Below are 22,843 nucleotides of genomic sequence, written 5' to 3' on the forward strand. Positions count from 1 at the left end.
CCGACCAAGGAGACGTCCCGCTCACCAGGTCCGCGTCTGCGGACGGTGAGCGGGACCGTCTCACTGACCGGCGGCAGGAGTCGTCCACGGGCGGGAAACGTTTACCCGTGGGCGGGAAGCGACGCTCACCGCACCGCACCGCCCCCGGCACTCACCGGCTCAGCCTCCGGAACCGCCGGACCGCGAGCGGCAGGAAGACCGCCGTCAGGATCACCGGCCACACCCCGGCCATCAGCAGCGCGTGCTGCTCGACCCAGGTGTCACCACCGACCGGATTGCCGAACAGCTCGCGGGTCGCCGCCGCCGTGGAGGAGATCGGGTTCCAGACCGCCACCCAGCCGAGCCAGTCGGGCATGAGCTGCGGTGCGACGAAGATGCTGGAGATCATCGTGAAGGGGAAGGCGACCGCGAAGAGGCCGCCCGCCGCCTCCGGGTTGGGCACGATCAGGCCGAGCCACACCCCGATCCAGATCAGTGAGAAGCGCAGCCACAGCAGCAGTCCGAACGCGCCGAGGAAGCCCAAACCGCCGTCCGGCCGCCAGCCCATGGCGAGCGCGGTGAGCATCATGATCGCCAACTCGGAGCAGGCGACGATGATGTCGGTGACCCCGCGCCCGGCCACCACGGCAGAGGAGGCCATCGGCATCGAGCGGAAGCGGTCGATGACGCCCTTGGTGGAGTCGTAGACCACGACGGTCGCGGTGTTGATGAAGCCGAACGCCATGGTCATCGCGAACATGCCCGGCATCAGGAAGTCGTTGTAGTCCCCGCCGCCCGGCACCTTCATGGCGCTGCCGAAGACATAGCCGTAGAGCAGCACGGACATGATCGGGAAGCCCAGCTGCCAGGCGATGTTGACCGGCTGGCGCTGGTAGTGGGTCAGGCCGCGGCGGACGATGTTCCAGCAGTCGGCGAGCAGCCAGTGGGCAGCGCTCCGCATGCCGGGCGTGCTCAGGTCGGTGGCGCTCATGCCGCGGACTCCTTCTCGGTGCGGTGGCCGGTCAGGCGCAGGAACACGTCGTCGAGGCTCGGCCTGCGCAGCCCGATGTCCTCGACGCGGACGCCCTCGTCCTGCAGGGTCCGGGCGATTTCGGTGAGGGCGGTGACCCGGTCGGCGACCGCGGCGTGCACCCGCAACTCCGTCTCGTCCGCCTCGGGTTCGCCGTCCGCGACCCGGGCGACGACCTTCACCACACGCGGGATCTCGGACCGCTCGGCGACCACGACCTCGATGCGGTCGCCGCCGACCAGGTTCTTCAGCCCGTCCGGGGTGTCGTCGGCGATGGCCCGCCCCTGGTCGATGACGGTGATGTGCGAGGCGAGCTTGTCGGCCTCCTCCAGGTACTGCGTGGTCAGCAGCACAGTCGTGCCGCCGGCCACCAACGCCCGCACGGAGTCCCAGACTTCACCCCGGCTGCGGGGGTCGAGACCGGTCGTCGGCTCGTCGAGGAAGAGGACGGCCGGGGCGAGGATCATGGACGCCGCGAGGTCGAGGCGGCGCCGCATGCCGCCGCTGTACTTGCCGACGCCCCGGTCGCCGGCGTCGGTCAGGTCGAACTGCTCCAGCAGTTCGGTCGCCCGCAGCCGGGCCCGCTTCCCGCCCAGGTGGAACAGGCGGCCGAACATCTCCAGGTTCTGCCGGCCGGTGAGCACCTCGTCCACCGCCGCGTACTGGCCGGTGAGCCCGATCCGGGCCCGGACCTCGCGCGACTGCCGGGCCACGTCGAGACCGGCGACCGTCGCCCTGCCCCCGTCCAGCCGGATCAGCGTGGACAGGATGCGGACGGCGGTGGTCTTGCCCGCCCCGTTCGGCCCGAGCAGGCCGTGCACCGTCCCCTCGCGCACCGCCAGGTCGAAGCCGTCGAGTGCGCGCTTCTCGCCGTACCGCTTCTCCAGCGCCTCGGCCCGCACCGCGTATCCGTCCATGCCGCCCCCTCCCTTGCGCCCGCGCCCCGTCGGCCCGAACTGAGTACAGCGTACCCGATTACGCGTACGCCGTACCCAATTTTCCCGCGGGGACCTAAGCTGGGCTCCATGACGAGTGGCACGGGCGGTACGGAGACCAGCGGCAGCGGCGACATCGCCCGCACCCTCGAACTGCTGTGGGACACCGGCCGCCGCCCCAGCCGCGGCCCGAAACCGGCACTGACCCTGGACCGCATCGTGGAAGCAGCCGTCAGACTCGCGGACACCGAGGGCCTGGAGGGGCTCTCCATGCGCCGCGTCGCCGCCGAACTCGGCACCGGCACCATGTCGCTGTACCGGTACGTCCCCGGCAAGGGCGAGCTGCTCGACCTCATGCTGGACCGGGTGCAGCGCCCCTCCGAGAACCCCGCCGACCCCGGCGCCGGCTGGCGCGCGGCCCTGGAGGCACTGGCGCGCGCGACCCTCGCCCTCTACCGCCGCCACCCCTGGCTGCTCCAGGTCAACCAGTCCCGCCCGATCCTCGGCCCGAGCGCCCTCGACGGCATGGAGAAGGTGCTGACCCTGATCCGCCCGATGGGGCTGAGCGACCCCGAACTGGTCTCCGCGATCATCATGATCGACGGGTACGTCGTAGGGGCCGCGCGCTCGCAGCTGTACGAGCAGGAGGCGGAGCGCCGGACGGGCCTGACGGACGCCGAGTTCTGGCAGGCGCAGGTGCCGATGCTGGAGAAGGCCATGGCATCGGGCCGTTACCCGGTCATGGCGTCGCTCTCCGAGGACGCCTTCGGAAGGGACTTCGACCACTTCGAGTTCGGTCTGCAGCGGATCCTGGACGGGCTGGAGGTCCTGGTCGCGAAGCGCAGGGCGTAGGGGCCCGGGCCATCAGGCCCAACGGGCCGACCCGTTGGGGCCGGGGACGGCGCCGAGCTGCGCGAGGCCGGCCAGGACGTCGGTGCACCTCCAGTACTCGCCGAACCTGCCGCCGGAGACCCGCGGGATGTCATGGCCTCTGAAGGCGACGGGGGTGCCGACCGGGGCCATGGCGGACCGGCTGGGACTGCATCCGACGGATCCGCAATGCGTGAGCCTGCTCGGCCTCGAACCCGAGCCCCTCACGACGGGAGGTGGGCTCCGCACAGGCCGCACGGCTGCGGGAGCGGTAAAACCCGGGGCGGGAGACGGGCGGACCGGGGGGAACGGGCGGCCCGGAGCCGGGGGAACGGGCGGCCCGGGGCCAGCGCGACGGGGGAACGGGTGGACCTGGCCCCGGGAGGACAGGAAGGGGACGGGGTCGCTAGCCCCGGCGCATCAGCCGCCGCAGGCCGAGCAGGGCGATCAGCACGGCACCCGCGGCGATCGCGCCGGTCTTGAGATTGCCGCTCAGCCCGTCTCCCCCGCCGTCGGACGTGGCCGAACTCCCGCTCCCGGACGGCGCGTCGGACCCGCCACCGCCCGGGGCGTCCTGCGGCTCCACCGGGCTGTCCGCCCCCTCGGCCCCGTACATCAGCTTCTTGCCGTCCGCGGTGTAGGTGACGGACTCCCCCTGCCCCAGGAACGGCACGCCGAGACGTTCCTTCTTCTTGATCTTCCCGCCGTTCCAGTCGTACGCGATCGCGCCGAAGTAGCTGCGTACGACGAGGTGTTCACCGTCCGGGGAGAGTGTGGCGTCGGTGGCCTCCAGGTCGGGGACGGCCGCGACGGGCCGGAACGTGTTCGACCCGGACGGGGAGAGCCGGGCCGGGCCCTCGTACAGGTGCCCGCCCTTCTCGTTCTTGTCGACGATGTAGACGCGGCCGGTCTTCGGGTGCACGACGAGCGACTCGGCGTCCCGCGCGCCGTCGGAGTACTTCACGACGTACTGCGTGGCCTTGATCGTCTGGTCGCGCAGGTTCTTCGGCTCGGGCAGCCGGTAGATCCAGACGTACGGCCAGGTGCCGCCGAGGTTGTCGCCGATGTCGCCGACGTAGATCTGGCCGTCCGGCCCCATGGAGATGGCCTCGACGTCGCGCGGGCTGCCCACGCCGGACATGGTGATCGTGGCGACCGTCTCGCCCGTCGCGCTGTCGACGGCGTAGAGATACGCCCCGTCGTCGCTGTCGTTGTGCGTCCAGTAGATGCCGGGGTGCTGCCGCGAGGCCGCCAGGCCGCTGGACTCGGTGATGCGCGGGTCCTTGATCGTGAACTTCTCGTCGCCGTCGGCGGCGGAGGCGGGCACGGCGAGGGCACCCGTGAGGAGGGCCGCGGCGAGAAGGGCGAACGGTCTGCGCATGCCCCAAGCCTGCCATCCCGCCCGGCGGTTCAGCGGCGGTTCACCGGGGCCGGGGGATCAAGGAGGACGGCCGGACACCGCGCGTGGCCCGACTCACACCCCGCCGGGCGATCCGATCGTTCATGATGAGCGGATGCTCAGGTTCATGCCCGTCGGTGACTCCATGACGATCGGAAGCACGGGCGAACACACATGGCGCTACCGGCTGTGGCAGCACCTGTGCCGTTCCTACGGCGGCCCCTTCACCCTCGTCGGGCCGCGCGAGACGCTCTACGACAAGCTCGCCGAGGCCCCGGTGTCGTACGCCTACGCGGAACCGGACTTCCCGCGCGCGCACCTGGCCGGCTGGGGCGAGGGCTGGCAGCACATGGCGCCGCTGATCGGTGACGCGGTGCGCTCGTACCGCGCGGACGTCCTCCTGGTCTCCCTGGGCCTGATCGACCTCGGCTTCTACACGAACGCCGAGCAGACCGCCGACAACGTCCGGACCTTCGTGTCCGAGGCGCGGGCGGCCAACCGCCGCGTGGGGATGGTGTGGCTGCCGGTGACCCCGAACGTGCGCGCCCAGACGGATGCCGCGTTCGCCGTCGAGGTCGCCCGCTTCAACGAACTCCTCGCCAAGACGGCGGCCGACCTCGACGAGCCCGGCTCCCCCGTCCTCCTGGCCTCGCCCCCGCCGTCGTACGACGTCGCCACCGACACCTACGACGGCACCCACCCCAACGCGAGCGGCGAACACAAGATCGCGGCGGCCTTCGCGGAGGCGATGCACCAGGGCTGGGACCTGGCGGGCCCCTACGACGACTAGCTCTCCCCGATCACCCGGACGACGTGCTCCGCACAGAGCGGGACGTCGAGGCCCGGATTTTCGTGCTTGCCTGGAGCGCACTTCAAGACGTTGGCTTGGGGACCATGAAGTACACGCAGCTCGGACGCACGGGACTCAAGGTCAGCCGGCTCGTCCTCGGCACCATGAACTTCGGCCCCCAGACCGACGAGGCCGACAGCCACGCCATCATGGACGCGGCGCTGGACGCGGGCATCAACTTCTTCGACACCGCCAATGTGTACGGCTGGGGCGAGAACAAGGGCCGCACCGAGAGCATCATCGGCAACTGGTTCGCGAAGGGCGAAGGACGGCGCGACAAGGTCGTCCTCGCCACGAAGGTCTACGGCAACATGGGCGCCGACGGCCCGGCCTGGCCCAACCACGACAAGCTTTCCGCGGTCAACATCCGGCGGGCCGTGGACGCCAGCCTCAAGCGGCTCCAGACCGACTACATCGACGTCTACCAGTTCCACCACGTCGACCGGAACACTCCGTTCGAGGAGATCTGGCAGGCGATCGACGTCCTGGTCCAGCAGGGCAAGATCCTCTACGTCGGCTCGTCGAACTTCCCCGGCTACAAGATCGCCCAGGCCAACGAGATCGCCGCCCGGCGCGGCGGGACCATCGGCCTGGTCAGCGAGCAGTGCCTGTACAACCTCGCCGAGCGGCGCGCCGAGATGGAGGTCGTCCCGGCCGCGCAGGAGTACGGCCTCGGGGTGATCCCGTGGTCGCCGCTGCACGGCGGTCTGCTGGGCGGCGTCATCAAGAAGGAGGTCGAGGGAGGCCGCCGCGCCTCCGGCCGCGCGGCCGACGCGCTCGCCGACGCCGGCACCCGCGCGCAGATCCAGTCCTACGAGGACCTGCTCGACAAGCACGGCATCGAGCCCGGCGAGGCCGCCCTGGCCTGGCTGCTCACCCGCCCCGGCGTGACCGGCCCGATCGTCGGCCCGCGCACCGCCGAACAGCTCGCCTCCGCCGTCCGCGCGTCCGAGCTGGAACTGTCCGAGGAACTCCTGACCGCCCTGGACGAGATCTTCCCGGGCCCGGGCCCGAGCCCGGAGGCTTTCGCCTGGTAGGTCCCCCCTTCAGGGGCGCGGCAGCTGTCGCACCATGCGGCTCCGCTGCGCCCCAGGGGGCGCGGGCAACTGCGCGACCAGCCCCCACCGGCCCGCAGCCGAAGAGCAACCGTCCGCAGCCGCCACCGGCCCACAGCCGAAGAGCAACCGACCGCAGCCCCCGCCGCCCTACCTCCCGAGCACGGAAGCCAAGGCGACGACGAGAAACATCAGCACGAGCACACCGGCCATGATCCGGTTGCGGGTTTTCGGGTCCACGACACCGAGCCTAACCGGCTCCCCCGAGCGGCCAGCGCCCGACCGCCTCGTACCGGGGCTGCTCCCCCGGAACCCCCGACGTCGGCAGATTGCTCCGCACCAGGCAGAGCTCCCGCACGGTCCAGCTCCGGCCCGTGAATCCCGCGAGGGTGTCCAGGAACGCCCGCACGTCCCCCGCCTCCCGGCTCCGTGCCACGGTCAGATGGGCCTTGTACCGCCGGTGCTCCCCCATCGGCACCCCGGCCTTGCGCGCGGCCGCCTCGGCCCGCTCGGCCAGCAGCCGGAGGGCCGCCAGGTCCCCCTCGGCCCCGGCCCACAGCGCCCTCCCGTGCCCGAACTGCCCGCCACCCCGCACGCCCAGTGAAAACGGCTCGGTCCGGCGCGCGGCACGCTCCAGCCGCTCCGCCAGCTCCGGCACGACACCGTCGTCGACCTCACCGTAGAACGCGAGCGTGAAGTGCCAGCCGGGACGGCCGGTCCAGCGCATGCCGTCGGCGCCGGGCAGCGCGCGCAACTCGTCGACGACACCCCCGAGTTCACGGCACACTTCGTCAGGGGGCAGCACGGCCGCGAAGAGTCTCATGGGTCCAGCCTGGCACCATGAGGCCATGCAGATCACCATCCGGGACGGCGGGCCCGACGACATTCCCGCGATACTCGGCATGCTCGACGGCTGTGTGGAGTGGCTGGTCTCCCAGGGGCGCACGGGGCAGTGGGGGACGAAGCCCCTCTCCCAGAGCCCGAAGACGGTGGAGTCGGTCGGCCGGTACATGACGGAAGGCAGCGTGTTCATGGCCGAGGTCGACGGCGTCCCGGCCGGCACAGTCACCCTCACCGGCTCGGCGGGCGCCTACCTGTCCCATCTCCCGCAGCCCGGCGAACCCGAGCGCTACATCCACTGGCTGGCCTCCGACCGCCGCTTCCAGGGGCACGGCGTGGGCAGCGCCCTGCTCGCGCACGCCGCCGAGGAGACCCGCCGCGCCGGGATCTCCCTCCTGCGCGTCGACTGCTACGCCGGCGACGACGGCAAGCTCGTCCGCTACTACGAGTCCAACGGCTTCACCCGCACCCAGGCCTTCACGGTCGGCGAGAACGACTGGCCCGGCCAGCTGCTGGCCCGGCGGGTGTAGGCGGCCTCCGGACCCGGGCGTATCCAGGTCACCGTGCGTATCGTTGTACTGCGCGGCCGGCTCCATCCGCGAGTACGGCCGGGGAGGAGCGCCACGATGACCGTCCTTGCAGACAGGATCGAGATGGCCGACAGCAGCGGTGAACTCACCCTCGACACGATGTTCGAGTGGGTGGAGACGATGCCGGTCCCCGAGGGCTACAAGGTCGAGATCGTCGGGGGGAACATCTTCATGGCGCCTCAGCGGGACACCCACTGGGACATCATCCTGGACATCGTCGAGCAGCTGCGCAGCAAGTATCCGCGCAAGCGCGTCAAATCCGATGTCCGTGTCGACTACCCGGGCCATCTCAACGGCTTCGCCTCAGACATCACCGTGATGGCGGAGGACTCGGCGAAGAACGACAAGGGCCTGTGGCGCTACCAGGACGTCGAGTTCGTCGCCGAGGTGATCTCCAGGAAGACCGGCGCCAACGACTACGGCCCCAAGAAGGACGCGTATGCCGCCGCCGGCGTGCCGGTGTACCTGATCGTGGATCCGTACACGGGCCGCTGGCATCTGCACACCAAGCCCAAGGACGGCGAGTACCGGGGCGAGCTGAGCCTGGACTTCGGGGACGAGATCGACCTGACCGGCACCGTGGTCGGGCTCGTCCTGGAGACCGGTGAGTTCCCCCGGGACTGACGCCGCCTCCTACGCCGCCGGGGCCAGCTGCTCCCGCTCCCGGGGCACGAACCGCACCCGGGGATGCCCGCCGTGCCAGCCCACCGACAGGCGCAGGTTGCCGACGCGGGCCAGGATCAGGCCGATCACCGCCGCGGCGAGCACCGCCACCGCGCCGCCGGCCGCGAGGCCGATCCGTGCGCCGTACGTATCGGTGATCCAGCCGACGATCGGGGCGCCGACCGGCGAGCCGCCGAGGAAGACCATCATGTAGAGGGCCATGACACGGCCGCGCATGGCCGGGTCCGTGGACATCTGGATGCTGGTGTTCGTCGTGACGTTGACGGTCATGCCGAACAGGCCCAGCGGGACCATGAGCAGGGCGAACATCCACAGCGTGGGGGTCGTCGCCGCCAGGATCTCCAGCGCGCCGAAGGCCATGGCCGCCATGATCAGCAGCCGCAGCCGGGCCGTTCCCCGCCGCGCCGCGAGCAGCGCGCCCGCGACCGAGCCGACCGCCATCAGCGTGTTGAACATGCTGTAGGCGCCCGCCCCGGCGTGGAACACGTCGTCCGCGAAGGCCGACAGGTAGACGGGGAAGTTGAAGGCGAAGGTGCCGACGAATCCGACGAGGACGATCGGCCAGATCAGCTCCGGGCGGCCGGTGACGTAGCGCACGCCTTCGCGCAGCTGTCCCTTGCCGCGCGGGGCTCGCTCCACGACGTGCAGCTCGCGGGCGCGCATCAGCAGCAGTCCGGTGAGCGGCGCGATGAAGGACAGGCCGTTGAAGAGGAAGGCGTAGCCGGTGCCGACGCCGGTGATGAGGAGACCGGCGACGGCGGGGCCGACGAGCCGGGCGGACTGGAAGTTCGCCGAGTTCAGGCTGACGGCGTTCTGCAGCTGCCCCGGGCCGACCAGCTCGGAGACGAAGGACTGCCGGGCCGGGTTGTCCACGACGGTGGCGAGTCCGACGGCGAACGCGGCGACGTACACGTGCCACACCTGGACCTGACCGGTGAGGGTGAGGACGGCCAGGGCGATCGCGGTGAGCGCCATCGAGGTCTGCGTCACGAGGAGCGTTGGCCGCTTGCGCAGCCGGTCGACGAGGACACCGCCGTAGAGGCCGAAGAGCAGCATCGGCAGGAACTGCAGCGCGGTCGTTATGCCGACGGCGGCGGAGGAGCCTGTGAGGCTGAGCACCAACCAGTCCTGGGCGATGCGCTGCATCCACGTGCCGATGTTCGAGACGACCTGACCCATGAAGAACAGGCGGTAGTTCCGCACCTTCAGGGAGGAGAACATCGAGGACTTGCGGGCGGGCCGGGCGGAGGCGGGTGCGTCGAGGGCGGGCGGGGAGTCGTGGGGATCAGGTGCGGGGGCGGAAGCTGCTCCGGTTCCCGAACTCAAAGAATTCGCCTCCTTGCGACGTCCTGCTTACAGATGCGCGAGCTTCTCCAGCACGGGGGCGGCGGCGCGCAGTTTCGCCCACTCGTCCTCGTCGAGGTTCTCCACCAGCGTCGCCAGGAACGCGTTCCGCTTGGCGCGGCTCTCCTCGAGCATGGCCTCGGCCTGCTCGGTGCGCGTGACGACCTTCTGGCGCCGGTCCTCGGGGTGCGGCTCCAGCCGGACCAGGCCCTTGGCCTCCAGCAGCGCCACGATGCGGGTCATCGACGGCGGCTGGACGTGCTCCTTGCGGGCGAGCTCGCCCGGCGTGGCCCTGCCGCACAGGGACAGGGTGCCCAGCACCGACATCTCGGTGGGGCTGAGCGATTCGTCGACCCGCTGGTGCTTGAGCCGACGGGACAGCCGCATCACTGCGGATCGGAGGGAGTTCACGGCGGCTACATCGTCGCCATGGCTGAGGTCCGGCATGTTCTTTAGGGTAACTCATTACTCTCGCTAAAGACCAGCGGTAACACGCCGAACGGTCCGTGACGCCCGCCACTGAAGCGCGACATCACTCATATGGGTGATACGGCGACGGAACCGCGCGCATCGCACCGAACGGTGCCGCGACCCTCGTGCCCATGGGGACCAGCGTGCTCAGCCTGCGAATAGACCAGCACCTGCTCGAACGGCTCCGGCACCATGCCGCGAAAAGCGGAATGAGCGTCCAGGACTATGTCGTCCGGACGCTCATTCGCAATGACTTCGACCAGCGGTTCCAGGCCGCCGTCGAGGAGACGGAGAGGTTCTACGGGTCACCCGACTCCGCCGACGAGGATCCGGATCAGGTCAGACCCAGCGCCGGCATCAGGTAGTAGAACGCGAACACCGCCGCCACCGCGTACATCGCCGGCGGCACCTCCCGGCCCCGCCCGGCCGCCAGCCGCAGCACCACGAAGGTGACGAAGCCCATGCCGATGCCGTTGGTGATCGAGTAGGTGAACGGCATCATCAGCATCGTCACGAAGGCCGGAACGGCGATCGTGTAGTCCGCCCAGTCGATCTCCTTGACCGACCCGGCCAGGATCAGGAAGCCGACCGCGACCAGCGCGGGCGTGGCCGCCTGGGAGGGGACCATCGTGGCGACCGGCGTCAGGAAGAGGGCGACGGCGAAGAGGCCGCCGGTGACGACGTTCGCCAGACCGGTCCGGGCGCCCTCGCCGACACCGGCCGTGGACTCGACGAAGGCGGTCGTCGCGGAGGAGGAGCTGGCACCGCCGGCGGCGACCGCGAGGCCGTCGACGAACAGCACCTTGTTGATGCCGGGCATCTGCCCCTCGCCGTCGGTCAGCTTCGCCTCGTCGGAGACGCCCATGATCGTGCCCATCGCGTCGAAGAAGCACGACAGCAGCACGGTGAAGACGAAGAGCACGCCGGTGAGCATGCCGACCTTGCCGAAGCCGCCGAACAGGCTGACCTGCCCGATCAGCCCGAAGTCGGGGCTGGCGACCGGGTTGCCGGGCCACTTCGGCGTGGTCAGGCCCCAGCTCGGAACCTTCGCCACCGCGTTGATGACGACCGCGAGGACCGTCATGGCGACGATCGAGATCAGGATCGCGCCGGAGACCTTGCGCACGATGAGCGCCAGGGTCAGCAGCACGCCGAGCACGAAGACGAGGACCGGCCAGCCGTTCAGGTGACCGTCGCCGCCGAGCTGGAGCGGGACGGTGGTCTGGGCGGCGTCCGGGATCCGGGAGACGAAACCAGCGTCGACCAGCCCGATCAGCATGATGAACAGGCCGATACCGATGGAGATGGCCTTGCGCAGCCCGTAGGGCACGGCGTTCATGACCCGCTCGCGCAGCCCCGTCGCCACCAGCAGCATGACCACGAACCCGGCGAGGACCACCATGCCCATCGCGTCCGGCCAGGACATCCGCGGGGCGAGCTGGAGGGCGACGACGGAGTTCACGCCGAGGCCGGCGGCCAGGGCGATCGGGACGTTGCCGATGACGCCCATGAGGAGGGTGGTGAGCGCGGCGGTGAGGGCCGTCGCGGTGACCAGCTGCCCGTTGTCGAGCTGGTGGCCGTACATGTCCTTGGCGCTGCCGAGGATGATCGGGTTCAGCACGATGATGTAGGCCATCGCGAAGAAGGTGGCCAGACCGCCCCGGACCTCGCGGGACAGGGTGCTGCCCCGTTCGGAGATCCGGAAGAAGCGGTCGAGTGCGCCGTACGTGCGCCCGGCTCCCGGCTTTTCAGGGGCGGGGACCTTGGCAGGAGCCGAGGAGGACATGTGTTTGGTGTTTCCTACGAAGAGAAGTGGTCAGACATAAACCGTTTCAGTATGAACATATAAAGGCTCGATCGGCCATCTCCGCGCGTAGACCCGATCTCCTCGTAAGCTGTCCCCATGGCGAAGTGGACCCCCAGACACGAGGCGCCGGAGCCCCTGGAGGGCCCCGTGGTCGCCACCATCATCGGCGGCACAATCCTGTGGTTCGTCCTCTTCCTCGCCCAGCTCCCCTTCTACGGCTGGTTCGACGACCACGGCCACACCTGGTGGGTGTGGACCTGCCTGGCCGGCGCCGGGCTGGGACTGATCGGCATCTGGTACGTCCGCAAGCGCGACGCCGCGATCAAGCGGGCGGAGACGAGCGAGGACCTGACGGCCACACCCTCGGCCGAATAGGACCCCCCGGGTCCGCGGCACCTTCCTGCCTCCCTCCGGCGAGACACGCCCCCGCCCCCTCCCTACGCTCGTATAAGGCGGCGAAACGCTCGAAACCGTCGGCGCGCAACCGCCGCCCGACCGGTGAGGAGCGCAGCGATGACGATGCAGAACAGCGCGGCCGAGGCCGACCGTGCCCTGAAGTCCAAGCACCGGGCGATGTGGGCCCAGGGCGACTACCCGTCCCTGGCCGCCGAGGTCATCCCCGAGCTGGGAGCGATCCTGGCCGAGGCGTGCGGGGTGCGCTCCGGACAGCGGGTGCTGGACGTGGGCGCCGGCTCCGGAAACGCCGCGATCCCGGCGGCCCTGACCGGCGCGGACGTGGTGGCCTCCGACCTCACCCCCGAGCTGTTCGAGGCGGGCCGGCGGGTGGCCGAGAAGCAGGGCACCCGCCTCACCTGGCAGGAGGCCGACGCCGAGGCCCTGCCCTTCGGGGACGCCGAGTTCGACACCGTGCTGTCCTGCGTGGGCGTCATGTTCGCCCCGCACCACCAGCAGGCCGCCGACGAACTCGTCCGGGTCTGCCGCCCGGGCGGCACCATCGGGCTGCTCAGCTGGACGCCCCAGGGCTTCATCGGCCGGATGTTCGCCGCCATGAAGCCGTACGCGCCACCGCCCCCGCCCGGCGCCCAGCCGCCCCCGCTGTGGGGGGACGAGGACCACGTCCGAGCCCTCCTCGGCGACCGGGTCACGGACGTCAGCGCCGAACGCCGCACGGTCCGGGTGGACCGCTTCGAGACGCCGGAGATGTTCCGCGACTACTTCAAGGAGCGCTACGGCCCGACCATCAGCGTCTACAAGAACATCGCGGGCGAGCCCGACCGCGCCGCCGCCCTGGACGGCGCCCTGGTGGACCTCGCCCGCGACGGCGACCAGAGCACGGGCTCGGGCGGGACCGTCCTGGAGTGGGAGTACCTGCTGTTCACGGCCCGCCGGGCGGGCTGACACCGGGGCGTGGCACCGGGGTCCGACGGCCTGCAACTGCCGTACGACCACGGCACGAAGTCCGTCCTTCCCAGGTCGGATCTTCGCCGCATTCAGCGGGTGAAGCGGCAAATCCGCACGTACCGTCGAATGCATGACGCATCTCGACGCGGGTGCCCGGCCCGACTCCGCACGGCCGGCGACGGTCACCTCCCGTGAGACCGGCCTGACCGGTGCTCAGGTCGCCGAACGGGTGGAGCGCGGGCAGGTCAACGACGTGCCGGTGCGCAGCAGCCGCTCCACCGTCGACATCGTCCGGGCGAACGTCTTCACCCGCTTCAACGCGATCATCGGCGTGCTGTGGCTGATCATGCTGGTGGTCGCCCCGATCCAGGACAGCCTGTTCGGGTTCGTGATCCTCGCCAACACCGGCATCGGGATCGTCCAGGAGTGGCGGGCGAAGAAGACGCTGGACTCGCTCGCGCTGATCGGCGAGGTCAGGCCGACCGTGCGCCGCGACGGGACCGCCGCGCAGGTCAGCACGTCCGAGATCGTGCTGGACGACCTGATCGAGATCGGGCCCGGGGACAAGGTCGTCGTCGACGGTGTCTGCGTCGAGGCGGACGGCCTTGAGATCGACGAGTCGCTGCTCACCGGTGAGGCCGACCCGGTCGTCAAGCACCCCGGCGACCACGTCATGTCGGGCAGCTTCGTGGTCGCGGGCGGCGGTGCCTTCCAGGCGACGAAGGTCGGCCGCGAGGCCTACGCCGCCCAGCTCGCCGAGGAGGCCTCGCGCTTCACCCTCGTCCAGTCCGAGCTGCGGTCGGGCATCTCCACCATCCTCAAGTACGTCACGTGGATGATGGTCCCGACCGCGATCGGCCTCATCATCAGCCAGCTGGTCGTCAAGGAGAACGCCTTCGACGACTCCGTCGCCCGCACGGTCGGCGGCATCGTCCCGATGGTCCCCGAGGGGCTCGTCCTGCTCACCTCGGTCGCCTTCGCCATCGGCGTGATCCGCCTGGGCCGCAAGCAATGCCTGGTGCAGGAGCTGCCGGCGATCGAAGGGCTGGCCCGGGTCGACACGGTCTGCCTCGACAAGACCGGCACCCTCACCGAGGGCGGCATGGACGTCACCGAGCTGCGGCCGCTCCAGGGCGCCGACGAGACGTACGTACGCAAGGTACTCGGCGCGCTGGGCGCCTCGGACCCGCGGCCGAACGCCTCCCTGAAGGCGATCATCGACACCTACCCGGCCGTCGAGGACTGGCGCTGCACCGAGGCGCTGCCGTTCTCCTCGGCCCGCAAGTACAGCGGCGCCGCGTTCAGCGAGGGCGACGGACAGGCCGGCCGCTGGCTGCTGGGCGCACCCGACGTGCTGCTGGCGGAGGACGATCCGGCCCTGGCCGAGACCGGGCGGCTGAACGAGCAGGGCCTGAGGGTGCTGCTGCTCGCCCGGGTCGCGCGGGACCTGGACGACCCCGAGGTGACGCAGGGGGCGAAGCCCACCGCGCTGGTCGTGCTGGAGCAGCGGCTGCGGCCGGACGCCGCGGACACGCTGCGCTACTTCGCCGACCAGAACGTCCGGGCCAAGGTCATCTCCGGCGACAACGCGGTGTCGGTCGGAGCGGTCGCCGCCAAGCTCGGCCTGTCCGGCACGACCGTGGACGCGCGCCGGCTGCCCGCCGAGCAGGACGGTATGGCCGAGGCCCTCGACGGCGGCACGGTCTTCGGACGGGTCACCCCGCAGCAGAAGCGGACCATGGTGGGAGCGCTGCAGACCCGCGGGCACACGGTCGCCATGACGGGCGACGGGGTCAACGACGTCCTCGCCCTGAAGGACGCCGACATCGGCGTGGCGATGGGCTCCGGCTCGGAGGCGACCCGGGCGGTGGCGCAGATCGTGCTGCTGAACAACAGCTTCGCGACACTGCCGTCGGTGGTCGCCGAGGGGCGCCGGGTCATCGGCAACATCACGCGGGTGGCGACGCTGTTCCTCGTCAAGACGGTCTACTCGGTGCTGCTGGCCGTCCTGGTGGTCTGCTCACAGGTGGAGTACCCGTTCCTGCCGCGCCATCTGACCCTGCTGTCGACGCTGACCATCGGCATCCCGGCGTTCTTCCTCGCGCTCGCGCCCAACAAGGAGCGCGCGAAGCCGAACTTCGTCCGGCGGGTCATGCGGTACGCGATCCCGGGCGGGGTCGTGGCGGCGGCGGCGACCTTCGCGACGTACCTCCTCGCCCGGGAGCACTACACGGGGCCGGGGGCGCTGGACGCGGAGACCAGCGCGGCGACGCTGACGCTGTTCCTCATCTCGATGTGGGTGCTGGCGATCATCGCCCGCCCGTACACCTGGTGGCGTATCGCCCTGGTCGCCTCCATGGCGGGGGCGTTCCTGGTGGTGCTGGTCGTGCCGTGGCTGCAGCACTTCTTCGCGCTGAAGCTGGTGGGGATGACGATGCCGTGGATCGCCGTCGGCATCGCGGCGGTGGCGGCGGCCGCCCTGGAACTCCTGTGGAGGTGGGTGGACCGCCGCTTTCCCGCGTAGCGCTCGGCTCGGACGGTGAGGATTTCTGCCGCGTTTCGTCCGCGAGCCGTGTGTGGCCGTTCGCGCTCACGCGGCGGAGCCGCACATCGATACAGCCCCGCGCCTCTGAAGGGGCGCTTCTACTTCACGTCGACGTAGTCGCCCGTGGCGTTGACCGCCGGGGTGGTCGTCGTGCCGGCGAAGCTGAAGCGCCAGTAGCCGTCGTACTGGGCGGTGGCGGTGGCCTTCAGGTTGCCGTACTGGTCGGAGTACACCGTCTTGAGCGTGGTGTACGTGCTGGTGCCCGCCTTGCGGAACTGGAGCTTGACCGGCTGGTTGGTGTAGCCGTGGTAGGCGTTGTCCTCCCAGTTGGCGCGGGACAGCTTGCCGGTGGACGTGATCGTCTTGCCCTTGTAGACGGGCTCGGGACCGGCGTTGACGGTCAGCTTGGAGTAGCGCTGGACCTTGGTGGTGCCCAGGCCGCCCTGCATCTTCTCGGCGTCGTCGCTGGTGACCGCGAGGGCACCGGCGCCCCAGGTGCCGGCGTCGGAGTTGAACAGGTCGCCGTCGGCCGGGCGGATGCTGATGACGCCCTTGCAGTTGAGGACCGTCGACGAGGCGGCGGTGCAGGTGGCCGGGTCGTCGCTGATGAGGAGGTTGTCCGCGGTGTCTATCGAGGAGCCGTGGTAGATCAGCGGGCCGGTGGCGAAGTTGTCGGAGCCGGTGTCGAGGTCCGCGGCGTGGGTCACGGTGTAGGTGACGGGCACGCTCACCACGTTGGTGGTGCCGACGACGATGTTCTTGCCGCTGTTGACCTTCACGTTGGAGAAGGTGACGTCGAGGGTCGACGCGGTGGTGGCCGTGCCCGCGTCGGCCGCGGCGGAGCTGAAGGCCTGCTTGCCGGACGGGGCGTCTGCGGCCTGGGCGGCCGGCACGGCGAGGGCGGAGAGGGCCAGGGCGCCGGCGACGGCGGCCACGGTGGCTCGGATGTGCATGTGTTCCCCAGGTGGAGAAGTGATCTAGGAGTCTGTTGACTCACGCGATCAGATCCACGAGCACCCCGCGGGGTTGTAGGGCGCGGACCGGGTTTTGCCGTCTCATCCACAACGTTTGACACATGCGTGACATCCGCGCACCGCACACGGCGCCGCCGGCCCCGGCATGGCTCCGGGACCGGCGGTGTCGTCGTCGCTTGGACGGTATTACTGCACGTCGACGAAGTCACCCGCGGCGTTGACCGCCGGGGTGGTCGTGGTGCCCGCGAAGGAGTAGCGGAAGTAGCCGTCCGCCGAGGCAGTGACGGTGGTCTTCAGCTCGCCCGTGGAGTTGGACTTGATGGTCTTGACCGTGGTGTAGGTGTCGCTGCCCTTCTTGCGGAACTGCAGCTTGACCGACTGGTTGGTGTAGCCGTGGTACTTGTTGTCGTCCCAGTTGGCACGGGACAGCTTGCCGGTGACCGTGATGGTCTTGCCCTTCTTCACCGGCTCGGGCGAGGCGTTGACCGTCAGCTTGGAGGCCCGCTGGACCTTGGCCGTCTTGTAGGCCTCGCGGATCTGGTAGTCGCCGTCGTTACCGGCGGCAGCGGCCCACACCTTCCAGGTACCGGCGAGGATGTTGCTGTAGACGTTCTCGTTCGGGTCGGCGATCAGCGTGACCTTGCAGGTGGCGGTGGTCGCGCTGGAGTTGGTGCAGTTGCCGACCTGGTCGTTGTCCAGAGTCTCCGGCACGATCGCGCCGTCGGCGCTCTCGGTGTCCGGGCCGTGCCACAGCATCGCGAAGGCGTCCTGGACGCCTTCCGGGTCGGTGGCCGTCACGGAGACGGTGAAGGACTTCTTGACGGTCGTGCCGACCACGATGTTCTTGCCGCCGTTGACGGTCACACCCGTGATCTTGGTGTCGCCCAGGGACTCGTCCGCCGGAGCGGCGGCGGTGAACGGCGTGGCCTTCGAGGTGGACGGGACCAGCGACGCCAGGTCCGGCGTGTGGTTGTCCGCCTGCGCGGCCGGCACGGCGAGGGCGGAAAGGGCCAGGGCGCCGGTGACGGCGGCCACGGTGGCTCGGATACGCATGCGTTCTCCAGGTGGAGAGGGGCCCCGGCGCTCGTCGTCGGCTCTCGGGGCCCAAGTGATCGTGGAGTCTGTTGACTCACGTGATCAGATACCTGGCGGATGCGCTTGGTTGTACGACTGGTGAAAAATATGTGCGGAAGTTTTCACCAACAACCGTACGTCGGCACCGAATCACCCAAAAGGACTCAGTCGAACCACCGGTCCCGCGCCAACTCCTCGGTCCGGGACGGGTCTTCGAGCAGTGCCGCCACCTCGAACCGCCGCGGCCACTGCCCCGCCGCCCAGGCGAGTCCCGCGGCGACGCCCTCCAGGGTGGCCGCGTGCAGGACGCCGTCGTCGGTGAGGCGCCAGTCGATCTCCACGCCGTCGACGACGAGTTCCTCGTGCTCCACGTAGGAGGACGGGGTCCGACGGCCGAGCAGCACCCGCACCGGCTCCGGGACGTCGTGCTCGGTGCCCTCGGAGGTGACCTCCCCGGTGACTGACTCGCTGAGCCGCCGCACCTGGAACAGTTCGGCCAGTTCGGCGGCGCGGGACGGCGGTACGGGAAGCAGCGGGACGCCCTCGGTGAACGGCAGCAGGTCGGGCGAGTCGCACACCACGGCGTCGGCCGCGTCGACGACCTCCACCCGGCCGTCGGTGACGGCCCGCAGGTCGTCCGGCAGGGTCACCTGCTCCGGGTCCAGCTCGGCCAGCGCCCCGTACAGGGCGTGCAGTTGAGCACCCGTCACCTCCCGCTCGGGGTCGGCGAGCCGGTCGAGCAGTTCGGCGGCACCGCCGGGCTCGTCCAGCAGCGCGGCGACGGAGGTGCGCACCCCCAGCGCCCGCAGCACCTGTTCGTCCTCGAACCCGGTCGCGTCGGCCTCTTCGTAGAGCCCGCGCAGCAGCGGGTCGCCGCCGGAGGCCCGCAGGCCGGCCGGGCGGCGGCCGTCGAGGACGGGGTTCCCGCGCAGCCACCACGCGGTGTACGGGCGGACGGCCTCGTGCGTCCCGTCCGGCAGCAGGATCCGCACGGGCTCCACGATGGCGTCCCGCAGGGGCGGCCGGGACAGCAGCGTCAGCGCCTGCGCCCACTTGTCCTCGTCCACGAGGTCGAGGTCCCGGACGGCGATGATCTCGGTGGCGACCGGCGGCACCGGGCTGTCCGGGAAGCGGTCGAGGATGTCCTCGCACCACACGTCGACGGCGTCCAGCAGTCCCGCGTCGTCCGGTTCGGCGAAGTCGCCCTCGCGGGGCTCCAGTTCGTCCGGGTCGAGGACGACGTCGGTGGCGCGGACGACCGCGAAGTTCACCAGGACTCCGCAGGCGGCGAGCGGCTGTTCGCCCCACTTCCCGGCCAGCTCGGCGTCCACGGAGGCGAGTTCACCCTCGCGCATGACCTGGGCGAACGGGCCGCCGGGGAAGACGAGTTCGCAGGCCGGGGCCGGTTCGCCGTCCTCGTCGGGCAGGGCGAGCGCGCCGAGCCAGGGCTCGTCACCGGGCTCCAGAGCGGCGTCCCGCACCAGGGCGAGCACGGTGTCGGCCAGTTCGTCGGCGTCGAGGGAGTCCTCCTCCCAGTTCACCCCGCCGTCGTCGTCCAGGGACGCGGCGACGGCGGCCCGGACCTGCGGGGTGGTGAGGACGGCCCGCGGGGTCGCGGGCAGGGCGCCGAGCTTCTCCAGGAGAGGGTGCGCGGCGTCCGGGTGCGCGACCTTCAGGCCCAGCCGGGCCAGTACCTCGGGGTCGATCCGCCCGGCCTCCGCGCCGGGCAGCAGGACCTGCCGGGGCCCGATGGTCGTACGGCCGTCGGCGAGCGGGACCGGGAGCCCCGACAGGCGGTCCGGGTCGATCCCGGCCAGGCTGTCGTAGAGCCGCCGCCACCAGCCGGGGGCCTTCTCCAGACCGGCCAGCCGGTCGACGGCGTCGGTCAGCGGGACGCGGGCGACGCCCAGGGTCCGCAGCTCGGCGCGGCGTTCCAGCCCGGCGGGCAGGAGGGTGGGCAGTACCTCGGCGAGCACCCGCACGGTGTCCGCGCCCGCGCCCTCGACGACCTCGGCGTCCCGCGGCCGCAGCGTCTCGGGCACCTCCTCGCCGTCCTCCACGTCGGGTTCGACGGCGGGCGGCAGGAAGGACGTGCGCGGCAGGCGCTCCAGGATCGCCTGGCGCAGGGCGCCGTCCAGTTCGCCCCTGCCGAGCGGGCCGGGCACGAGGTCGATGATCCCGGTGGTCACCGGCCGCCAGGCGCCCAGGAGTTCGGCGTAGGAGTCGGCCGCGCGCTGGACGAGGAAGTCGGTCAGCGGGCCGGGGGCGGCGTGCCGGCGGGTGGAGTCCAGCGGGAACGAGGCGATGAGCAGGGCCGGGACGCCGAGCGGTTCGTCGCTCGGGGTGGGGGCGTGCACGACCGCGCTGGTGCGGGGCCTGGCCGGGCTGCCGTCGCTGTCCACGGGCACGGCCCAGGTGACGGACCAGTGGGGCCGCAGCCGCTCCTCGACGGGCCGGTCGGCGAGGAGGTCGGGGGTGAGGGGGCCGTGGGCCGCGGCGGTGCGCCAGTGGGTGACGCCGTGGGCGGAGTCGTCGACGACGGTGAAGGCGCCGTCGGTGCGGCGGGTGAGGGCCCGCGGGTTCTCCCCGTTGATCTCGACGACGAGTTCTTCGAGGCCGGGGAGGGTGAGCAGCAGGGCGTCGTCGACGGCCCGCAGGAGCCGCTCGGCGAGATCGGCGGCGGCCGCGTCCCGCAGCGGCAGGATGACGGCGGTGTCGTACGGGGCGGGGGCGGTGCCCTCGGCGGCGTACGGCAGCCGCAGCAGGGGGACGTGGCCGTCGCGCCGCCGGACCTCGTCCCCGAGGCCGGGACTGTGCCGGGCGGTCTCGGCGGCCAGTGCCCTGGCCTCGGCGAGCGACCACCGCACACCGCCGTGCCGGCCGACGACGGCGGGCTCGTCGGTGACGGAGAGCACGGCGGCGAAGCCGACACCGAACCGCCCCACGGAGGACGTGTCCCGCGGGTCCCGCTTGGCGGACGCCCGCAGTGTGGACAGCGACTCGACCCCGGCCGCGTCCAGCGGGGCGCCGGTGTTGGCGGCGACGAGCACGTCGTCGCGCAGGGTGAGCCGCAACCGCCCCGGCACTCCGGCCCGGGCCGCGGCGTCGGCGGCGTTCTGGGCGAGTTCCACGACGAGCCGGTCCCGGTAGCCGCCGAGGGCCAGGTCCTCCTCGGCGTTGGCGTCCTCACGGAACCGGGCGGGGCTGGTGGCCCAGGCGTCGAGGACACCGCGCCGCAGACGGGCGGTACCGAACGGATCGGCCCCCTCGGCGGCGGGCCGCACGAACTTGCTGCTCACGTTCCGTTCCTTCTCCTCGTGGACGTGAGGATGAAGGTACCGCCTGGGAAGCACCCACCGTGCGCCCGCCCGGCCCGGCCGGTCCCCGCCCGGGCGGTCCACAGGTGACCCGGGGGCACACGCCCCCGGCTGAGCGAACCCCCGACGGGTCGGCGGCGTACGGGGCCCTGTGCCGGGCCGACCGCCGGATGGCTCGGCCGGGCGCGGACCCCGGAGCCGGGCGGACGGCGGGCCAAGGGCTCGGCAGCGTAACGGGAACGCCGCCGAGCGGACCCCCGACGACTCAAGGGCGTGCGGGAACCCCATGCCGGACCAACCCGCCGATGGCTCGGCCGGGCGCGGGCCTCAAAGCCGAGCGGACGGCCGGGGCCCGGCAGGGTACGGGACGCCGCCCGCGCGGACCGCCCGATGACTCAGCGGCAACCAGCCCCGCCCGAGCGCCCCCCGAGGAGCGGCGGCGTGCGGGCCCGCCCGAGCGTGACCCCCGATGACCCGGCGGCGTGCGCCCCTCGGAGCCGGGCGGGCCGCCCATCACTCGGCAGCGTACGAAACCCCGTGCCGGGCCCGGCGCACCGCCAAGCGCCCGGCAGCGTACGAAACCCCATGCCGGGGCCGACCGCCGGTGGGCTACGAGTGCCCGAGTTCTTCCGTGTCCTGGTCCGCCGTCGGTGTCACCGAGCCCGAGTCGGGGGACGGGCGCAGGGGGAACGGGTCGACGCGGGTCTCGTCGATGACCGGGGCGGGCGGCTGGGGCGGGCGGGGCATGACGGCGGCCTCGGAGTGGCCGCCGCAGCCGTAGGCGAGGGAGACCAGGCGGCCGTCGGCCGGGGAGAACTCGTTGGCGCAGGCGCCGAAGGCCTGGCCGAGGGAGCCGCCGATGGGGACGAGGAAGCCGCAGCTGACGCAGGCGGCGGGGGCCGACTGGGCCATGGGCGTCTTGGGGCCGAAGGCCTCCTCCCAGCGGTCGGCCGCGGTGTGCAGGCCGTAGCGGGACAGGACGCGGGCCCGGCGCATGCCCAGTTCCTCGGCGACCGCCGGGATCGAACCGCGCAGGGGGGCGACCGTGAAGCCGGACGAGGGGCCGGTGGTGAGGTCCGCGTCCTCCGCCTCCACCAGGTCGGCCATCTCGTGCGATACGGGAACGTTCGGCGCAGGCTCGTCCTCGCCCGTGTAGCCCGGCTCCAGCCGCAGATCCTCGGCGTCGGTGGGCAGCAGATCGCCCGGCCCCATGTCGCCGGGGCGCAGCCGTTCGCTCCACGGCACCCACTCGGGGGCCAGCACCGCGTCCGGGCCGGGCAGCAGGGCCGCCTCGTCCACCGTGACGATCTTCGCCCGGGACGCCCTGGCCACCGTCACGGCCCAGCGCCAGCCCCGGTAGCCGAGCTCCAGGCACTGGAAGAAGTGGGTGACCACGCGGTCCCCCTCGGAGACCAGACCGACGTGTTCCCCGACGATTCCCGGCGCGGCGGCCTCCTCGGCTGCGGCGCGTGCGAGGTCGACGGCCTCGGCGCACAGGCGGTCAGGGGTGCGGCTTCGCGTTGTCGCTGCGCTCACAGGTATCGCTTCTCTCCATACGCCGTCTCACGAGTGCGCCACTCCCAGCGCGGGGGCGGACGGAGCGGACCGGGGGACCGCGTCGACATCCTTCATCCATTTTGCGGGATGGCTGAGATACGCACGCTACCCTTCCGCCCCACGTCGCGTACACCGACGGTCCTGTTGCGCCGTCCACCGG

General features: G+C 71.4%; 21 protein-coding genes. 9 read left to right on the forward strand and 12 right to left on the reverse strand.

Going from position 1 to position 22,843, the window contains the following annotated elements:
* Positions 1-151: 151 nt before the first annotated feature.
* Both RFN52_RS17770 and RFN52_RS17775 read right to left on the reverse strand, forming a co-directional pair.
* Complete coding sequence (locus RFN52_RS17770) at positions 152-970, reverse strand: ABC transporter permease (RefSeq protein ID WP_184847618.1); 819 nt, start codon at positions 968-970, stop codon at positions 152-154.
* Positions 967-1,926 carry an ATP-binding cassette domain-containing protein gene (locus tag RFN52_RS17775; RefSeq protein WP_184847619.1) on the reverse strand — a complete coding sequence of 320 codons (960 nt, stop codon included), beginning with the start codon at positions 1,924-1,926 and terminating at the stop codon, positions 967-969. The genes RFN52_RS17770 and RFN52_RS17775 overlap by 4 nt, the downstream gene beginning before the upstream one ends.
* A gap of 108 nt (positions 1,927-2,034) precedes the next feature.
* Here RFN52_RS17775 and RFN52_RS17780 point away from each other — a divergent pair, with 108 nt between their 5' ends.
* Positions 2,035-2,796: a TetR/AcrR family transcriptional regulator gene (locus tag RFN52_RS17780; protein ID WP_184847620.1), complete on the forward strand. Its 762-nt coding sequence runs from the start codon at positions 2,035-2,037 to the stop codon at positions 2,794-2,796.
* 12 nt (positions 2,797-2,808) lie between these two features.
* Here RFN52_RS17780 and RFN52_RS17785 read toward each other — a convergent pair whose 3' ends face one another.
* Together RFN52_RS17785 and RFN52_RS17790 are read right to left on the reverse strand one after the other, a co-directional pair.
* A complete protein-coding gene (locus tag RFN52_RS17785) occupies positions 2,809-2,967 on the reverse strand; it encodes a nuclear transport factor 2 family protein (RefSeq protein WP_184847621.1) in 159 nt (52 codons plus the stop codon).
* 253 nt (positions 2,968-3,220) lie between these two features.
* Entirely contained in the window at positions 3,221-4,195 is a 975-nt protein-coding gene (locus RFN52_RS17790; protein WP_184847622.1) for a WD40 repeat domain-containing protein, read from the reverse strand.
* 133 nt (positions 4,196-4,328) lie between these two features.
* On the opposite strand from RFN52_RS17790, the gene RFN52_RS17795 reads away from it, so the two are divergent.
* Together RFN52_RS17795 and RFN52_RS17800 are read left to right on the forward strand one after the other, a co-directional pair.
* The gene (locus RFN52_RS17795; protein WP_184847623.1) at positions 4,329-5,003 is read left to right on the forward strand and encodes an SGNH/GDSL hydrolase family protein; all 675 of its coding nucleotides are present in this window, start codon (positions 4,329-4,331) and stop codon (positions 5,001-5,003) included.
* 104 nt (positions 5,004-5,107) lie between these two features.
* Complete coding sequence (locus RFN52_RS17800) at positions 5,108-6,100, forward strand: aldo/keto reductase (protein WP_184847624.1); 993 nt, start codon at positions 5,108-5,110, stop codon at positions 6,098-6,100.
* Between the two features lie 268 nt (positions 6,101-6,368).
* Here the strand turns inward: RFN52_RS17800 and thpR are convergent, their stop codons facing one another.
* Positions 6,369-6,941: an RNA 2',3'-cyclic phosphodiesterase gene (gene thpR / locus RFN52_RS17805; protein WP_184847625.1), complete on the reverse strand. Its 573-nt coding sequence runs from the start codon at positions 6,939-6,941 to the stop codon at positions 6,369-6,371.
* A 25-nt stretch (positions 6,942-6,966) separates the two neighbouring features.
* Between thpR and RFN52_RS17810 the strand changes: the two genes are divergently transcribed.
* Together RFN52_RS17810 and RFN52_RS17815 are read left to right on the forward strand one after the other, a co-directional pair.
* Positions 6,967-7,488 carry a GNAT family N-acetyltransferase gene (locus RFN52_RS17810; protein WP_184847626.1) on the forward strand — a complete coding sequence of 174 codons (522 nt, stop codon included), beginning with the start codon at positions 6,967-6,969 and terminating at the stop codon, positions 7,486-7,488.
* Between the two features lie 96 nt (positions 7,489-7,584).
* On the forward strand, positions 7,585-8,172 hold the full coding sequence (locus tag RFN52_RS17815; protein ID WP_184847627.1) for a Uma2 family endonuclease: 588 nt from the start codon (positions 7,585-7,587) through the stop codon (positions 8,170-8,172).
* A 9-nt stretch (positions 8,173-8,181) separates the two neighbouring features.
* Here the strand turns inward: RFN52_RS17815 and RFN52_RS17820 are convergent, their stop codons facing one another.
* Both RFN52_RS17820 and RFN52_RS17825 read right to left on the reverse strand, forming a co-directional pair.
* Positions 8,182-9,558, reverse strand: a complete 1,377-nt coding sequence (locus tag RFN52_RS17820; protein ID WP_184847628.1) for an MFS transporter — start codon at positions 9,556-9,558, stop codon at positions 8,182-8,184.
* A 27-nt stretch (positions 9,559-9,585) separates the two neighbouring features.
* A complete protein-coding gene (locus RFN52_RS17825) occupies positions 9,586-10,023 on the reverse strand; it encodes a MarR family winged helix-turn-helix transcriptional regulator (RefSeq protein ID WP_030849396.1) in 438 nt (145 codons plus the stop codon).
* Positions 10,024-10,178: 155 nt separating this feature from the next.
* Here RFN52_RS17825 and RFN52_RS17830 point away from each other — a divergent pair, with 155 nt between their 5' ends.
* Positions 10,179-10,412 carry a BrnA antitoxin family protein gene (locus RFN52_RS17830; protein WP_229856716.1) on the forward strand — a complete coding sequence of 78 codons (234 nt, stop codon included), beginning with the start codon at positions 10,179-10,181 and terminating at the stop codon, positions 10,410-10,412.
* Here RFN52_RS17830 and RFN52_RS17835 read toward each other — a convergent pair.
* Positions 10,382-11,833, reverse strand: a complete 1,452-nt coding sequence (locus RFN52_RS17835) for an NCS2 family permease (protein ID WP_184847630.1) — start codon at positions 11,831-11,833, stop codon at positions 10,382-10,384. The genes RFN52_RS17830 and RFN52_RS17835 overlap by 31 nt on opposite strands.
* Positions 11,834-11,950: 117 nt before the next feature.
* Here RFN52_RS17835 and RFN52_RS17840 point away from each other — a divergent pair, with 117 nt between their 5' ends.
* From RFN52_RS17840 to RFN52_RS17850, 3 genes are all read left to right on the forward strand, one after another.
* Positions 11,951-12,229 carry a DUF2530 domain-containing protein gene (locus RFN52_RS17840; protein WP_184847631.1) on the forward strand — a complete coding sequence of 93 codons (279 nt, stop codon included), beginning with the start codon at positions 11,951-11,953 and terminating at the stop codon, positions 12,227-12,229.
* Between the two features lie 138 nt (positions 12,230-12,367).
* Positions 12,368-13,213 (forward strand): class I SAM-dependent methyltransferase, encoded by an 846-nt coding sequence (locus tag RFN52_RS17845; RefSeq protein ID WP_184847632.1) that lies wholly within the window; start codon positions 12,368-12,370, stop codon positions 13,211-13,213.
* A gap of 133 nt (positions 13,214-13,346) precedes the next feature.
* Positions 13,347-15,740, forward strand: a complete 2,394-nt coding sequence (locus RFN52_RS17850) for an HAD-IC family P-type ATPase (RefSeq protein ID WP_184847633.1) — start codon at positions 13,347-13,349, stop codon at positions 15,738-15,740.
* Positions 15,741-15,859: 119 nt separating this feature from the next.
* Here the strand turns inward: RFN52_RS17850 and RFN52_RS17855 are convergent, their stop codons facing one another.
* From RFN52_RS17855 to RFN52_RS17870, 4 genes are all read right to left on the reverse strand, one after another.
* Complete coding sequence (locus RFN52_RS17855; protein ID WP_184847634.1) at positions 15,860-16,714, reverse strand: hypothetical protein; 855 nt, start codon at positions 16,712-16,714, stop codon at positions 15,860-15,862.
* A gap of 207 nt (positions 16,715-16,921) precedes the next feature.
* The gene (locus RFN52_RS17860) at positions 16,922-17,788 is read right to left on the reverse strand and encodes a calcium-binding protein (RefSeq protein ID WP_184847635.1); all 867 of its coding nucleotides are present in this window, start codon (positions 17,786-17,788) and stop codon (positions 16,922-16,924) included.
* A 185-nt stretch (positions 17,789-17,973) separates the two neighbouring features.
* Positions 17,974-21,108 carry a sacsin N-terminal ATP-binding-like domain-containing protein gene (locus tag RFN52_RS17865; RefSeq protein WP_184847636.1) on the reverse strand — a complete coding sequence of 1,045 codons (3,135 nt, stop codon included), beginning with the start codon at positions 21,106-21,108 and terminating at the stop codon, positions 17,974-17,976.
* Positions 21,109-21,735: 627 nt separating this feature from the next.
* On the reverse strand, positions 21,736-22,662 hold the full coding sequence (locus tag RFN52_RS17870) for a DUF3027 domain-containing protein (RefSeq protein ID WP_184847637.1): 927 nt from the start codon (positions 22,660-22,662) through the stop codon (positions 21,736-21,738).
* Positions 22,663-22,843: the final 181 nt, after the last annotated feature.

The sequence above is a fragment of the Streptomyces collinus genome, from assembly GCF_031348265.1.
In the GTDB taxonomy this organism is placed as follows: Bacteria; Actinomycetota; Actinomycetes; order Streptomycetales; family Streptomycetaceae; genus Streptomyces; species Streptomyces collinus.